This is a genomic window from Paenibacillus sp. J22R3 (genome assembly GCF_056269305.1).
Map to the genome: position 1 here is coordinate 25,524 of NZ_JBWDNS010000011.1, position 14,531 is coordinate 40,054.

At 42.9% G+C, this 14,531-nt stretch carries 14 protein-coding genes and 1 pseudogene; 2 read left to right on the top strand and 13 right to left on the bottom strand.

Going from position 1 to position 14,531, the window contains the following annotated elements; translation table 11 throughout:
* Window positions 1-60: 60 nt before the first annotated feature.
* The 11 genes and pseudogenes from AC0YN4_RS29515 to AC0YN4_RS29565 form a co-directional block, all read right to left on the bottom strand.
* On the bottom strand, window positions 61-1,017 hold the full coding sequence (locus AC0YN4_RS29515) for a phosphotransferase family protein (protein ID WP_475784515.1): 957 nt from the start codon (window positions 1,015-1,017) through the stop codon (window positions 61-63).
* A gap of 55 nt (window positions 1,018-1,072) precedes the next feature.
* Window positions 1,073-1,497, bottom strand: a pseudogene (gene fabZ / locus AC0YN4_RS29520) (3-hydroxyacyl-ACP dehydratase FabZ).
* Between the two features lie 37 nt (window positions 1,498-1,534).
* Window positions 1,535-2,041: a hypothetical protein gene (locus AC0YN4_RS29525; protein ID WP_475837467.1), complete on the bottom strand. Its 507-nt coding sequence runs from the start codon at window positions 2,039-2,041 to the stop codon at window positions 1,535-1,537.
* Window positions 2,042-2,222: 181 nt separating this feature from the next.
* Window positions 2,223-2,663 carry a hypothetical protein gene (locus AC0YN4_RS29530; RefSeq protein ID WP_475837468.1) on the bottom strand — a complete coding sequence of 147 codons (441 nt, stop codon included), beginning with the start codon at window positions 2,661-2,663 and terminating at the stop codon, window positions 2,223-2,225.
* A gap of 730 nt (window positions 2,664-3,393) precedes the next feature.
* Window positions 3,394-3,810: a hypothetical protein gene (locus AC0YN4_RS29535; RefSeq protein WP_475837469.1), complete on the bottom strand. Its 417-nt coding sequence runs from the start codon at window positions 3,808-3,810 to the stop codon at window positions 3,394-3,396.
* Between the two features lie 248 nt (window positions 3,811-4,058).
* A complete protein-coding gene (locus tag AC0YN4_RS29540) occupies window positions 4,059-4,472 on the bottom strand; it encodes a GNAT family N-acetyltransferase (protein WP_475837470.1) in 414 nt (137 codons plus the stop codon).
* 64 nt (window positions 4,473-4,536) lie between these two features.
* Window positions 4,537-4,998 (bottom strand): hypothetical protein, encoded by a 462-nt coding sequence (locus AC0YN4_RS29545; protein ID WP_475784521.1) that lies wholly within the window; start codon window positions 4,996-4,998, stop codon window positions 4,537-4,539.
* A gap of 480 nt (window positions 4,999-5,478) precedes the next feature.
* Window positions 5,479-7,308: an ABC transporter ATP-binding protein gene (locus AC0YN4_RS29550; RefSeq protein WP_475837471.1), complete on the bottom strand. Its 1,830-nt coding sequence runs from the start codon at window positions 7,306-7,308 to the stop codon at window positions 5,479-5,481.
* Window positions 7,283-9,130 carry an ABC transporter ATP-binding protein gene (locus tag AC0YN4_RS29555; RefSeq protein WP_475837472.1) on the bottom strand — a complete coding sequence of 616 codons (1,848 nt, stop codon included), beginning with the start codon at window positions 9,128-9,130 and terminating at the stop codon, window positions 7,283-7,285. The genes AC0YN4_RS29550 and AC0YN4_RS29555 overlap by 26 nt, the downstream gene beginning before the upstream one ends.
* Window positions 9,131-9,542: 412 nt before the next feature.
* Entirely contained in the window at window positions 9,543-9,755 is a 213-nt protein-coding gene (locus AC0YN4_RS29560; RefSeq protein ID WP_475837513.1) for a winged helix-turn-helix domain-containing protein, read from the bottom strand.
* 421 nt (window positions 9,756-10,176) lie between these two features.
* Entirely contained in the window at window positions 10,177-10,458 is a 282-nt protein-coding gene (locus AC0YN4_RS29565) for a hypothetical protein (protein WP_475837473.1), read from the bottom strand.
* 1,085 nt (window positions 10,459-11,543) lie between these two features.
* On the opposite strand from AC0YN4_RS29565, the gene AC0YN4_RS29570 reads away from it, so the two are divergent.
* Window positions 11,544-12,407, top strand: a complete 864-nt coding sequence (locus AC0YN4_RS29570; protein ID WP_475837474.1) for an imm11 family protein — start codon at window positions 11,544-11,546, stop codon at window positions 12,405-12,407.
* Between the two features lie 377 nt (window positions 12,408-12,784).
* Entirely contained in the window at window positions 12,785-13,489 is a 705-nt protein-coding gene (locus AC0YN4_RS29575; protein ID WP_475784527.1) for a protein-glutamine gamma-glutamyltransferase, read from the top strand.
* Window positions 13,490-13,530: 41 nt separating this feature from the next.
* Here the strand turns inward: AC0YN4_RS29575 and AC0YN4_RS29580 are convergent, their stop codons facing one another.
* Together AC0YN4_RS29580 and AC0YN4_RS29585 are read right to left on the bottom strand one after the other, a co-directional pair.
* Window positions 13,531-14,313 carry a DUF817 domain-containing protein gene (locus AC0YN4_RS29580; protein WP_475837475.1) on the bottom strand — a complete coding sequence of 261 codons (783 nt, stop codon included), beginning with the start codon at window positions 14,311-14,313 and terminating at the stop codon, window positions 13,531-13,533.
* On the bottom strand, window positions 14,313-14,522 hold the full coding sequence (locus AC0YN4_RS29585) for a helix-turn-helix domain-containing protein (RefSeq protein WP_091222640.1): 210 nt from the start codon (window positions 14,520-14,522) through the stop codon (window positions 14,313-14,315). The genes AC0YN4_RS29580 and AC0YN4_RS29585 overlap by 1 nt, the downstream gene beginning before the upstream one ends.
* Between the last annotated feature and the right edge of the window lie 9 nt (window positions 14,523-14,531).

Here is a 14,531-nt window from a genome sequence, read left to right on the forward strand (position 1 = left end):
CGATCACACGCTGCATCCGCCTTTACACAATCATATTCTGCCAATATTCCATTCGTGTGGTCACACATCATGCTTTGCTGCATTCATACTAATATCTACTACTTGTTTCGCGAATGCAGCAAACGGTTCAATCAGATCAGGCCTACGATTAATAGCCCATCTGAGGTTATCGAAAGCCCTTAATAACAAATAATGCCTGATGTCAGAAAGGTCTTTTCCACTCATTCCATACCCGTCTATAAACGCTTCGAATTCTTCGGCATTTGGGCTCTCTTCCAGCCCTAGAATCTGGTAGTGCATTAATTGAGCAACAGTCGCATGAGGTACCACACTTACTTTCGCATTCCAATCCAGCAATACAACTTGGTTTGCCTGATTGACAATGGTATTCTTTAAAGAGAGATCTCCGTGGTTTAAGCCGAATTGGAACGGTTTATTCTTCATAACTTCAAACCATTCTATTATTTTCTTCGACTCCAGGTTAGTGATTACTCCAAGCTCAATCAAGCGATCCTGCTCAGTCAAACTATTAATATTGTGCTGTACATACCCTTGCCAACTACCGTCTGATCCAGCATGAGGCGGTGACTGAAACTCACCATGGATGGGATCAATCAGATTCTCCCCGTATCCTTTCACTGGAATAGAATGAATAAGCTTGGCATATTCACCCAGTTTTCTCCAAACATTAGACTTGGGTAAAGTAGTGTCAACCCCGCTCTCTCCCTCAATAAAGACTTGCATCATATATGCGCTCTCATCAACTATGCCAACGGACAACACCTCAGGACCCGGTACTCCTGCTTCGACTGCTTGCTCAATACACCATTTCTCTTTAATAAAGCTTGGGAATGCGTCTTCATTGTTCATACGAACAACAACTTTATGCGTCTTCATTTCGACTACGTAAACCTGATTTGTGATGCCTTTATCTATTATCTGATAAGAAGCTATTACCTGCTCCTGGAGAAAATCGCCTGCAATTTGTGCTGCCAAACTAACTAAGGATTCCTTCATTGTAACTTTCATCCTCCCAGAAGTGCCGTGCTCCGAAATCCCAGATAGCTTAAACCTAAATCGAACTGAATGCAAACATGATTTCTGCTTCACAAACCATTTCATTGTTAACCATGGCAAGGCCTTTTCCTTTGACTATCTGTCCCTTGATTCGCGTTACTTCAAACGTAAGGAGGAGTTGGTCTCCTGGTTTAACTTGCTGTCTGAATCGACAATTATCGATACCGGTCAATAAGCCTATTGTTTGACTGCTTTCTCCTTTGGACATAACGATACCACCGACCTGCGCCAATGCTTCGACAATCAAGACTCCAGGCATAACTGGATAGTCGGGAAAATGACCAAGTAATAAGGTTCATTGATTGTCACATTTTTGATTCCAACCGCTTTCTTGCCCTCATCTATTTCTAAGATTCTATCAACCAATAGAAATGGATATCGATGAGGAATAACCTTTTTTATTCTTTCAATATCAAGCATGGATTGCCTCCTCCTGTAGGTCAGTGTCCAAGATGGTCTAAAACATACTTGCGTGAACTGCTTTTTGGAATTCTATACTGCCCTCACCGTATTCGGCAATAAGTTCATGTTTTTCAGCATCCGATAGATCAGCTTTTACTACAATCTGTTCATATTGATTGATGTCGGTAGCTACGTCCTTGTGTTTAACACTTACCTTAGCATGGATCTCTTGTTGCTTTTGTTCGAGTTCTTTTTTTAATAATACCTGAGTTTTCTTGATTACAACTTCTTTACCCTTGAAGTAATCTTTCAACTTAGCAGACAGCTTTTTAGTCTGTGCATTATTTACTTCAAACACAAACTCATAGTGGATATTCTCCCTATTTATGCTGTTCAACCAGTAAAAACCAGCTTTATCAAAGTCAGCATTGTTAGGATATACTTCTTTGATTACATCGTACATACCCGCATCGTACTTTTCCTTATAAGCACCAATCTTAGGATCCAAGTCGTCAGACACTTCTGCTTTCTTATGAGGAAGAGCAGGCAAGTCCTCTGACACTTCTGTTTTCTTAGGGGGAAGATTAACTGCAATTAATATTATTGCTAGACTTATTGCTGCAACGATTACATATCGAATAATAAAATGTCTCCTCCTGTCAGTGCGGTACTAAGCCATCATATCAGCGATTGCGATTGGATAATACAGGGGATTTCAGGGTTGAACAATCATGTCCATTACTTTAATCCCATGAGTCAATAAGCCACTTTCCATTCTCCATCTTCAGCACATAAAAAGCATCAGATGCTTCTCCATTTATCCCTGGAAGGTCAGTCTTTTCTGAGACAATTGCAAAATACTGACCATACTCATTCTTGTTAATTGATCTTAGCGTAGCAGATAAATATGTTACGTCACTGGACGTGTAATGACTCTTTCCATGGTACTTGATAAAATTGGTTGTAAACAGCTCATCATGAGCAGCATTGTTACGCTCATTCTGATACTTCACATGGAGATTTATAACGTGTATGCATTCTAGGGTCTCACCTTTAAAGGAACTCTCATCGATATAAGTTCCATATTCATTTTCAAAATTAGGGAATGTTGCGGTTGCTATTCTCACATATCCGCAGCCCGTAATAAATAAAAGCAGCAATGTGATTATTAAGAATCGATTCATCAGAAACTCATCTCCTTCACACTAATTATTTACGAAGGAAATGAATAATAAAACCATTCGTTAAATTACGCTTTTTCGCCCTTTAACGCAATAAATAAGAGCAGCTGCGGATCGCAAGCTGCCCCATGATTATTCTAAATTATCGATCTCCGATAGTTTAGTGATTTGCGAGTTCGAAATTGTGCCATGATAGATAAATACATATAACTGCTACTGCATAGAAGATTACAGAAAGTTGAAGATTCCTCCGCATTTTGATGCCATACGCACAAAAAAAGATAGCAGCAGCTAATTTGGCACAGCTTTGATAATACGCATTATCCGAAAAAAAAGAACTACTAAATATAATTGTAATAAGTAAAGTTGAAGAAATTAGAATTTTAAACCACAGTGGTTCCCTCAAGAATTGTCTATACATAAATTTAATCCTCTGCATCACGTCTATATTCCTTCCTAGTTAAGTTGCTTTTTTTACCATAATAGCACTGGCTTAATACTAATATTTCTTTCGCTTAAATACTGAGGGGCAAGGATACTTTAACCATCTGCGAAGTGGATGTTTTGGATCTCTTCTTAGTTTCTCTGCCTGTTCGATCGGAGTACCAAAGTGAGTCATCCAAGCATCATATGCCTTTGTATTCCAAGCCAGTCTGTTTACTTCGGATTGCTTTTCTTGCATGAAGCCACCTCTTGTTTCTAGAATGGCATTGCTTTCCACTTTATTTCCTCGTTAGCCCGCTTCGTATTCTCTTGTTATCGAATCATAAATTTTTACCATCCTTAGAAAATGATGAGTTTCTTCCTTGATACATCTAACAAGGTAGTCACTTAAGAGTTTTTTTCGAGGAAGTTTTCTATCTAGATTACCAAAGCATGCTTCCGGAATCTCGAGTAGTTGTTTCTTGAATACAGGTATTAATTCAAAAAAAGTCGGAGGGTCAACCTCCCATGTTTTAGGGCTCGTCCCCTTTCGGAATATATTATGATAGTGGAGAGGAGCCCTATACTCTTGTTGTAGTTTCGGAAATATCCAAATATTGTTATTGAATCCATCTGGAACAATAAGGGCGAAGTCTGGATTTATCCCTTCTATAAAGGCTATAGAATTGTTCCGAACTTCCTTAAATTTCATGATGTCATTATCCAAGTTCTATTCCTCCTTTTTGCTACTACTATCGTTGATGCCATTCGACTATGAAATCTAACAAAAGATTTATAAAATATTATTGGCAATTCCTAAGGCAATTGAAGGCCGGGAGCGAGGTGAGCAATTTCCTTATGCTATTTTCGATAAGGAACTGAAGGCTTACGTAGGCTCTACTCGGTATTTGCGTATCTCGGAGGAACATCACAATTTTCCTGCTACTCATTTCTAAATTTTGCAGCTGCTTTTACTCACTTAATTAAACTCATGTAATTGGTGGTTATTGGAACTTGTTTAAATCCCCATTTTTCGTAGAATATCACTTTATTATCTGCGCAAAATAAATCAACTCGTTCGATTCCCCTTATTAATGCACTATTAACTACCGCTTCGATTAGCAACCTTCCAAATCCTTCACCTTGAAATTGTTTCAAAACGATAACATCATAGATAGTTGCTCGGAAGACGTAGTCAGTCACAACTCTCGTAAATCCTATTAGTTGATCTGATTCAGAATCACATAAACCAAATATATACGAGTTATCAATCATCAATCGAACTTCTTCACTCGTTCTTGCCTTTGTCCATGAAGCTTCATTGTATAAGTTCATTAAATCTTGAAAATGCCTTTCTGATAGCTGATTTACAATATAGGTGCTATTCATTATTTTACTTCCTTCCTGATAGCCGGTACGGGTTGTATAAAGCCAATGCTTCCTTAGTCATTACTCATGAAGCCTTCAACAAAGTTCCTTCTTTTTGTAACCATACTACAAGTTTATCGAATGTTATCTTAGACTTTCCGTATATTTGGTATTCTTTATTATCAATCATAAAAGTTCCGGATTCGCGATAATCAACCATATAATTTCTAGTATCACCGTCCTTATCTCTATAAATAATATTAATCATAATGACATCAGCAGCACCGCCTTTAAAACTAGTAACTCTTCTTCGATAAGAAGTGGAATCCAGAATGCTAACCAACTCATTTTTATTTTCCATTAATTCTTGCTTATTTCTAAATTCATATTCGAGAAACTGTCCACCCGTAATATAGGTCACTTGAATAGTTTGAATATTATCAGTCGCGGGTAGTATTTTTTGAATTTTCAATGGATACGTAAAATAGGTTATTGCACCTAAAGTTAGTAGCACAATAAGAAGCAACAATAATCTTGAAAGTTTCAACAACTTGCCCCCAATCTTCGCTAATTTACAAATTCTGCGAGGTGATAAACTTTCCTGCCAGTGAACAAAAACAGCCATCTGTATAAAAAAAGACCACCAGCATGGTGGCCAGGCTGTCGAAACCCTCTGCGATGAGCGCATGCTTTGTCGCTTCCGGCTCTAACGGTTGTCACAGTGGTTATTGGGCATAAATTCGCCTATTTTATTTTCTAACGGTTGCCAGCGAGCTTATTTGAACATTTTCCACTAGGAATAGCCCCATATGCTGTAAATAACGTCTGTCACAACCGTTAGCCTTTCAAAAAGCCTTATTTTCATGAAATAGCCACGCTGACAACCGTTAAACTTTATTCCCACCGAAACCGAGACTTCTCGGGCAGCCTGAGAAACCCGCCGTTTTAAAAAACGGCGGGTTTCACTACAATCTGACCACCAGCATGGTGGCCTATAAACGGTTATGCAGATATTCGGTAACAGTAATCACGAACCGACATAATACTGTGCCTGTGCATTCCACAGTTCAGCGTATTTCCCATCCCGGTCGGTTATGAGTTTGTCATGGGAACTGCGTTGGATTAGACGACCCTCGTGAAACACGGCGATGTCGTGACAGAACTTACAGGACGAGAGCCGATGGGAGACGAAGATTGCTGTCTTGTTGCTTATTAACTCATTGAAACGGGAATAGATCTCGAACTCCGCAATGGGGTCCAGTGCCGCCGTTGGCTCGTCAAGTACCACAAAAGGCGCATTCTTATACAGTGCCCTTGCCAGAGCGACCTTCTGCGCTTCGCCTCCTGAAATTTCAACACCGTCATCCGAAAAGTCCTTATGCAAGAAGGTATTTAGCCCTCCCGGCATTTGGTTTAACTTCGAGCCAAACCCTGCCATAAGGAGTGATTCCTCCGCCAATTCTGCGTCATAGCTCTCGGAAGCAGCAACGTTATGGCCGAGTGAGAAGGAATAGAGCTTAAAATCTTGAAACACGACGCTGAAAACGCCCATATAGGCCGAATAGTCGTACTCCCTAATATCGATGCCGTTTAAAGTGATTACACCCTCTGTTGGTTCATAAAGCCGGCAAAGGAGCTTAATCATAGTCGTCTTGCCGCTGCCATTCAACCCCACAACAGCAACCCGCTGGCCGATATTAAAAGTCATGCTAAGCTGCTTAATGGCATAGTTATCGGCACCGGGATACTTAAACGACACGTCACGGAACTCAAACTCCAGATCCCCTTGCGGGATTTGTCTGCTTCCTTTGCTCTCTCGCATGTTGTCCGGCAGGTCAAGATAATCGAAGCTTCGTTCGAGATACTGATTGTTTGTAATAAAGTTGCCCAGAACCGAGACAAGCTTGGCCAGCGCGTTAACAGCGCCGGAAACCGCGCCGATATACTGAACCACGCTGCCTAAAGGATACATGCCATATAACGCACGCAGACCGATAAAGAGATAGACGCAGCCGCCTAAGACGGCGTTCACGGCCGCTGCCAATGCGTTGTTCTTACCGATTAAGTCGAAAATTCTGTACCAGAACTCCGCTCCCACTGATTTATTGTAATGGTCCTCGATTGCTGAAGCCTGTTTATAGAGGCGAATATCCTTGGCCGCATTCTTTACCTGCATATACTCGTTAAAGAAATGGACATAAGTGTTTGCTTTCGGATTTTCCTCAAACACCGTTTTCTGGATCCTCTCCTCCCTTTTCTTGAGAACATAGGTGAAGGGAAGGATAAGCAGGATAAGAATGATCAGCAAAACGGTGGCAAACGGTGATGTTATGAACGTCTTCTCGTAGGAAGCAGCCGCTGTAAACATGCCGAAGAACAGTACGATAGACACGATAAGTTCAAAAAAGGGCTGCAGCAGTTCCGGCAAACTGTAGTGCAAGCGAAGAATGCCAAGTCCGTTGCCGTTTGTCTTCGCTTCAATATCCGCTAACATTTCATTATTCATCGTATCTTCCACTTGATCGTAATTAATCTGCATGTACCGATTGCCTAGGAAGAAGTAGAAACGTGCCCACAAGGTACTGTTTAAAGTCGTAATCCGGCGAGAGACCACGGCATTTGCAGCTGACAAAACAAATGCAAGCCCTACTGCAAGTGCGGCGTACAGGATAATGCGACTAGTGTCGCGCGCGCCGGCCAACTCGTTAATGATCTGTGCAGACAGGAAAAGGATCATTAACGGCTGTACAGCTTTAATAAAAGAAGAGACGAAAGTAAGTGGAATATAGGTCGGCGTAAGGCGATTAACAATCCCGTATCCCCGGCGCAGGTTATGCCAGATGGAGCGCGTCTTCATTCTCGGAAACCTCCCCGTCCTTGTAGTAGTGGGACTGAACGTTAAACATCTCCGCATATTTCCCGCCATGTCTCATAAGCTCATCGTGCGACCCGCACTCGGCGATGCCTCCGCCGTCAATGAACAGAATTCTGTCGCAGAAACGCGTGCTTGCCAGTCTGTGGGAAATGTAAATGGAGGTTTTACCGGCAGTCAGCTCGGCGTAACGCTGATAGATTTCGCTCTCCGCGATAGGATCAAGCGCAGCAGTCGGCTCATCCAGAATAATAACCGGCGCGTCTTTATAAAGTGCGCGCGCCAGCGCCAGCTTCTGCTGCTCGCCGCCTGAGAGTTCAATGGCATCGTTGTGTACGCGGCGTACAAGAAGCGTCGACTCCCTTTTCTCAAGCCCGTTTACTTTATCCATAAGACCGGACATTTCCAGACATTTCTTCACCTTCTCGTAATCTGTCTTCTCCGGCGATTGTTGAGATATATTTCCGGCAATATCACAGCAGAACAGATGGATATCTTGAAACACCGTCGAGAAAAGCGCAAAGAATTCATCTCTGTTATAACGAGTTATATCGACGCCTCCGAGCGTAATCTCGCCGGTTGTCGGCTTATAGAGCCCGCATAAGAGCTTGATAAACGTCGTCTTGCCTGCCCCGTTTCCCCCGACAATGGCAATGCGCTCCCCAGGCTTAATATCAAGATCTATGCCGGTAAGGGTCGATCCGTTTGCCTCCGGATATGTATATCCTACGTTTCGAAGCGTAATCGCGGGAGGCAGCATTTCTCCGGACGGCAGTTCATCGCCAGTGCTGGTATTGGTAATATCTGGGACGTCAAGATAAACGCGAATATCTGACATCTCGCTTAAAGCACGCATAAGCTCGCTTGAGCTTCTCAATATGCCCGATAACCAACCAGCGAACGCGCCAATGGCGGCAAACACGAGCACGAAATTGCCTAAGGTCATCTTGTCGTTTATGAGCAAATAAATGAGAAACGCGTATGCTGCACCGTCACGCAGGAGGCTGAGCGCTGCATCCGACAGTTGAGCCTTCATATCACCTGTCGCTACCTCCCGTTCTTTCTTGTTGCTTGTAGCGAGTACATTTTGAAAGATACCGTTGATTAAACTGCCTAGATCATATAGGCGTATATCCTTGCCGCCTGACGGCTCTTTCGATACTTTCTGGATATACCACAGCTTCCCATGAAGCTTGGACCGCTCCTCGCGTGTGTCCATCTCAATCTTACGGGCACGTGAGAGCGCAAGCCAATTGATTCCGGCTGAAACAGCTAGAAAGAGAATAATTAGAGGATGTACCGTTACAATAACCATCCCGTATGTAAGAAAGCCTAATACGTTCATAACAAGCTGTGAAATGTTGCGCGGTACATTGGAGGCGGGGGAGTGGTTACTTTGCATGGCACGCCATGCTTTTTCCCCCAGCTTGGCGTATCCGGGACTCTCTAGCACCTCGAAATCCATATGCAGATGCTTATGCATCGTAGTTTGAAGGTGTTTCAATATGCTGATTGTACCGACAGATTCATTGGTAATGAGATCGGCATAGCTCTTCGCACTGCTCAGCAAGGCCAGAAGAAGCGCCATAGCGCCAACTGACAATATAAACCTGCCTGGCGTGACACCTGCTGTAATATGGTCGATGACAATTTTGGGCATAAGGATACTTACAAATGGCAGACCAACACCAACTAGCACCGAGATGACACAACAAATCAGCGTGAGTGGCCTTGCCCGCCAGTGCAACCGCATAGCATAATTGATGTTTGACCAAGCGGAATACACCGTTCCTTTCTCAGTTGACACTCTAAATCCCCCTTATGGTAGTAATAATTAATCGTGCAACATCGTGAAGTGCAATGTCGGAATCAGCATAGCACACCCGCGAATGACAACCTATCAAGCATTAGTTGAAATTGCAGGATTTGGGAGATTCAATTAACGGTAGAATTAACTACCATTTGAAATTTATTCCTCTAATTTCTTCGTAATAATCCCGTTTTCCTGCCCGTTAACGTAAGAAGCCGCCGTTCGTGCCGGCAGCTTGTAACCATAAAGAATTAAAGAGACCGTCCTCTATAAAGAGAAACGGTCAAAGATTTTTCTATTCTGTGAGTAAAATATGATCTTTTTGAAACTTCAACTATCCATTCATTGTGTTGTCTTCTGTCATAGACGCCAGCATTGAATTGGTTGTTTATTCAGCTATCGTCTCCCGTTAGTCCAAAGATGTCTGACTTATTAAAAACTGACTTCCTTTATCAGTAATTAGTAAGTTATTTTCTCTATCGTATTGAATACATCCATTCCTCAGTAGGGAAGTTCTTGCATTAATTATTCGATTTCTATAAGTATATTGTCTTCCGCATTTCACCATTTCCTTCAGATCTTGCTCTGATAGCCGAAACAAAATAACTAAATCATCTATTATTCATCTGTATTGTAGAGTTTTCGATCATTTAATATCTGAAGGAATGGGAGTATGAATTCCCTATATGAAGGGATGCTAGACATTTTATTTCCTCATTTCAATAAATTTCAAATGTAGTTTCATAGTGGGGATAATTGAATTATAGTTCCCCGATAGTTCAATCATTTTCGTAATTGAACTATTGTTCTCCGTTAGCGCAATTATGGTTATCCTTCAGTCAAGTTTAATAAACTTATCAAAGCAGTATGAATCCTTGTTATAACCATTTCAGTGTATTGAAGCAGTTCAGTGCCTACCCTAAGACGACGAGAATCTTTATGAACAGCAAGGCCTGAGACATGAAGATAACCTTAGTCCGGCGAACCGCCGAGCTAAGGTTGTTTTTCAAATCTATGTATATCATTCAGCTATCGTTCCTCGCTTACTCTTCGGTCCGACCAAAGGAAACTTTTCGAGGCACATCAGTTTCCTTTAATCGTTCATAAGCTTCAACAATGTCAGGTACATGATTTTTAGTTAGAATAACTCCGTTTATTACGTTCCTAATTATTATTAGTTCATCTTCATTACATGTTGAGAATTCTGTAATTGAAAGGTGTAATTGCTTCTCAAAATGCCTGGAAAGGGCATTGGTAATTGATGTTTTTTCTTTGTCATTGAGTTGTTCACATAGAGACATAATTGTAGCTATCATTTCATTCATGCAGTCAATTACACTCCTTATTCAGGTTTAGTTCAATACTACTTGTCATTAAAAAATCTTCTATGTCTCAGATCAAGCAATTGTATGTCTTTAGAACAATTTCCACAGTAGTACCGAAACTTCAGATGATATTGGTTTCCATACATATGAGTTCCGTTCATGTTGTACCAACCTCTTTCGAGAAAGGTTTTTTCATTATTTTTCATCAACTTTCTCATGCAATCCGGACAGATCTTTTTATAGAACAGTAATCGGAGAAGTTCCTTTGGATTTAACTCAAATTTGTATGATGGCATACCTAGATCCCCCGAATATTAATTAATTGTCTTCCTCCATATGTGCCTAATTCCCGTTAACATAACCATTCACGATGAGCGCCACTTCTTTCTCAACACCCTGATCGTCGTACTTATGATCATGAATAAGATAAAAATATATAGCATTGTAAAGAAGTAGGCTGACAACGTGAAGCTTATTCAAGTAACCGTTTGAGTAACAGAACCATCTGAATTGTCGTCAACAGAGCTCGAGCTGTACTTTATAAATATGATAAGAGCAATGGCAAGCAATGCTGAAATGATGATACCTATGATCATATCTTTTAACTTATACATGCTGGACTTCCTTCATATAAATTAATAGTACTGAATTGCCTACGCTTATGCTATTCACCCTGCTTGAATATACCACATACTGGAACAATTTTGCCCGAGAATTGGCTTAATGGTGCGATCCATGGAAGCCGAGAGTTCGAAAATCAATCTCTCAGCGATAAAAACGCTGCAGAAATAAATCGAGAGTTCAAAAATGCAACTCTCAGCTCTGAAACAAGCTCCTTGCGCTGCCGATGGACGCTGAGAGTTCAATAATCAGACTTTCAGCGTCGAAATCACCGCAAAACTGATCCGAGAGTTCGAAACTGCGACCCTCAGCTCCCTATAGAACGCACAGCAAAAAATAAAACTGTCGCATGATGACAGGCTAATTTACTTATTATTAATAGATTTACGCAACCTCGGATAAGATGGTAGATTATAGGTGAACGCCACCCAACCCCTATTCGTGAGAAGGAGAACCATTCCACAATGAAACTATGGCTGCTAGACTACCATCCTTCCTATGCCCGCTGGGAATTCGAGCATATGGAGGATCATGAACGCCTCGTCTTCGACGGTGAACCTATGCTCGCTACCTGGATTCCACCGAAGCTGAAGCGATACCCGAAAGATAAACCTTCTGATTTCCTGAAGCGACATAACGGCGCTCTGCTTGTGACTGAGAAGGCTATGAAGCTGTTTCAGCGCCATCTTCGTCCCGAAGAAGCCGAATTTCTGCCGGTGGAGCATGAGGGTGATACCTATTATTTTGTTCATGTCCTCAATCTCGTGAATGGCATTGATGCTCCGAACTGCAAGGTGGAACGGATCGGAGACACGTTGACCGGCTATGATCGTTATGCTTTTCACGAGCATATCGTAGCACAGCATAATATACAGAGAGTCCGGTTCCACGAAGGAAACAGGCTTGTACGTTACCCGTTCGTTGGCGATACATTGCAGAGAGCAATAGCGGATTCCGACCTTGCTGGCTACCAGTTAATAGAGATGTGGGATTCGGAACGCAGCTGGCAGCAAAAAGAAGCCGATTTTCAAGTGATGGTTGATCTATCGGACCGCTCGCGTACGAAAACCTTCGATTACGCAACCGCGATGACTTACATCGAGAAGAAACGCATGATCGTTTACAGCGGCAAGTGGGCCTTGCGCCATGATCCGGGTACCGGCATGCTTATCGGAGATCTGCTCGAGGATGGCACCTACGAATGGATGGATCCGATGTTTATTCCTCCAATCCTATTTGGCGTAACCTGGGGCATTAAGGATCCTGAACCACCTGCCACCGGCCTGCTCGGAAAACTTATCGGAGCCATCACTGCCAGCCGAAAATAACATATGCCAATTGATTCTGTAACGGTTGTCAGCGTGGCTATTTCATGAAATGAACACCTTTTAAAATTTTAACGGTTGTGAGCATCGTTATTCCCTCCATAATGGTTGATTTCAATCGAAAAATGCCCAAATAAGCTCGCTGGCAACCGTTAGAAAATGAAAACGGGTTTTATGGGCTATATAAGCACTGTGACAACCGTTACAGGTTGGAACTGGTTCTTTATCCAATCAACCGTTACAGGTTGGAAGATGGTTCCCATCATATCGAATAAAGCTGGCGCAGAGCTGTATTTTCTTCTGAATCCGGAGACCGATTGCCTCCTTTGCCCATACAATGAAATAGGCATTTTGGAGAATGTTGAGGAGGCAGAGGCGACATGCAGTTCGAACCGACCTTACGGTCGAATATTATCGCGGCAGCCAGGGAGTTGCAGAGCAGCCCAGCTGGATTTGCTACGTTTAAGAAGTCGTTTTGCAATGAGAAGTATTGGACGTTGACGGACGAAGGCGGATTTCAACTCAAGGAGGACGTGATGCCGGCCGACGCCATCCAAGATATTTTCTCGAACGGGAAAAAATACGGCTTCGAGTGTGCAACGGCTATCATCATCGTGTTGTACAAAGCCGTTCTGGATACGCTCGGAGAAAGCCCGTTTAATCGGTTATTTCAGAGGCTATACCTGCACTCCTGGCAAGCAGACAGCGACCTCGGGCTAATCAGTGAAGATGCTCCAAGCGAACAATCGCAGCCCGGTGACGTATTATACTTCAAGAACCCGGATGTCAATCCGGAGAAAATGGAATGGCAAGGCGAGAATGTCGTGAAGCTTAGCGACGACCTGTATTTCGGGCACGGCATTGGCATCAAGAGTGGAGAAGGCATCATTGCATCGCTTAACAAACGACGCATCGAAGATGCAACGAAATCAGCTTACCTGGAGGATCGGTTCATTTATCCGGATTTCTATCATTTGTCCCAATACGCACCGGCTGATATTCGCATGTACTACAATACAACGAGATGGCCAAACCTGCATGCAGTAGGTGCGAGCATCGGGGTACGGAGATACATCCGGCGTTAACACAAAGGCCAGGAAGAGCGAATGCTCAACCTGGCCTTCTATCATTTGGTCCCACCCGGGACTTGCCTTTCTTTCACCAGCTTCAAAGTCGCCACAAACAGGAAACTGACAATGACGAGCAGCAGCCATGAGCTCACTTTACCAACATGTACGATCCGCCATGAATCGGCTTGATCCGGATATTCCCATGCTCCGAAGAAAGTGGCGACATTCTCGGCGATCCAGATAAAGAATCCAATTAACAGGAATGAAGGCGCAAGCGGCATTCGGTATCTTGTACCGCCAACCATGAAGGTGACCCAAGTCCGCCAAAATACGATGAGAACGAGTGCTGACAACCACCAACGAGCATCGATCCAATAATGATGGGTGAAGAAGTTCAAATAAATCATAGCAGCTAGCAGCACCACCACCGGGAACGGCGGCCATCTAACCAGCTCAACATCCATCCGCCGCCAAGCCTGGCAGAGATAACTCGCAACACTGGCATACATAAAGCCACTGTATAACGGAACGCCAAACACCTTCGTGTACCCCTCCCCGGGGTACGACCATGAACCCATATGCACCTTGAAGATTTCAAGTGACAAGCCTATGATGTGAAACAAAGTAATGACCTTAAGCTCATCACGTGATTCAAGACCGGAACGAACCATCCACCACTGCATCGTAAGGCAAATGAGCAGCAGCAAGTCGTATCTCGGAAGCCAAGGAATCTGAATAAGCTGCGTTAAAGCCAGCGAAGCGAAAATCACAACGGGAAACAGACAAGACCATGCCTGCTCCCAGCCGAAACGAACGAGCTGCAGCAACACTCTTCTCATTATTCGTCCATTTTGTATTCTAAGACATCTCCCGGCTGACAATCCAACGCTTTACAAATCGCCTCTAATGTGGAGATCCGAATCGCTTTAGCCTTCCCGTTCTTCAAAATGGACAGGTTCGCCATCGTAATTCCGACCCTCTCCGAAAGCTCCGTTACGCTCATTTTTCGCTTCGCCAACATCACATCGATATTAATAATGATCGCCATGTTATTCAC

Bases quoted from the DNA above. Each gene is read 5' to 3' on its own strand.
- AC0YN4_RS29515 (WP_475784515.1), bottom strand. From the start codon at position 1,017: ATGAAGGAATCCTTAGTTAGTTTGGCAGCACAAATTGCAGGCGATTTT.
- AC0YN4_RS29530 (WP_475837468.1), bottom strand. From the start codon at position 2,663: ATGAATCGATTCTTAATAATCACATTGCTGCTTTTATTTATTACGGGC.
- AC0YN4_RS29540 (WP_475837470.1), bottom strand. From the start codon at position 4,472: ATGAATAGCACCTATATTGTAAATCAGCTATCAGAAAGGCATTTTCAA.
- AC0YN4_RS29550 (WP_475837471.1), bottom strand. From the start codon at position 7,308: ATGAAGACGCGCTCCATCTGGCATAACCTGCGCCGGGGATACGGGATT.
- AC0YN4_RS29565 (WP_475837473.1), bottom strand. From the start codon at position 10,458: ATGAATGAAATGATAGCTACAATTATGTCTCTATGTGAACAACTCAAT.
- AC0YN4_RS29570 (WP_475837474.1), top strand. From the start codon at position 11,544: ATGAAACTATGGCTGCTAGACTACCATCCTTCCTATGCCCGCTGGGAA.
- AC0YN4_RS29575 (WP_475784527.1), top strand. From the start codon at position 12,785: ATGCAGTTCGAACCGACCTTACGGTCGAATATTATCGCGGCAGCCAGG.
- AC0YN4_RS29580 (WP_475837475.1), bottom strand. From the start codon at position 14,313: ATGAGAAGAGTGTTGCTGCAGCTCGTTCGTTTCGGCTGGGAGCAGGCA.
- AC0YN4_RS29585 (WP_091222640.1), bottom strand. From the start codon at position 14,522: ATGGCGATCATTATTAATATCGATGTGATGTTGGCGAAGCGAAAAATG.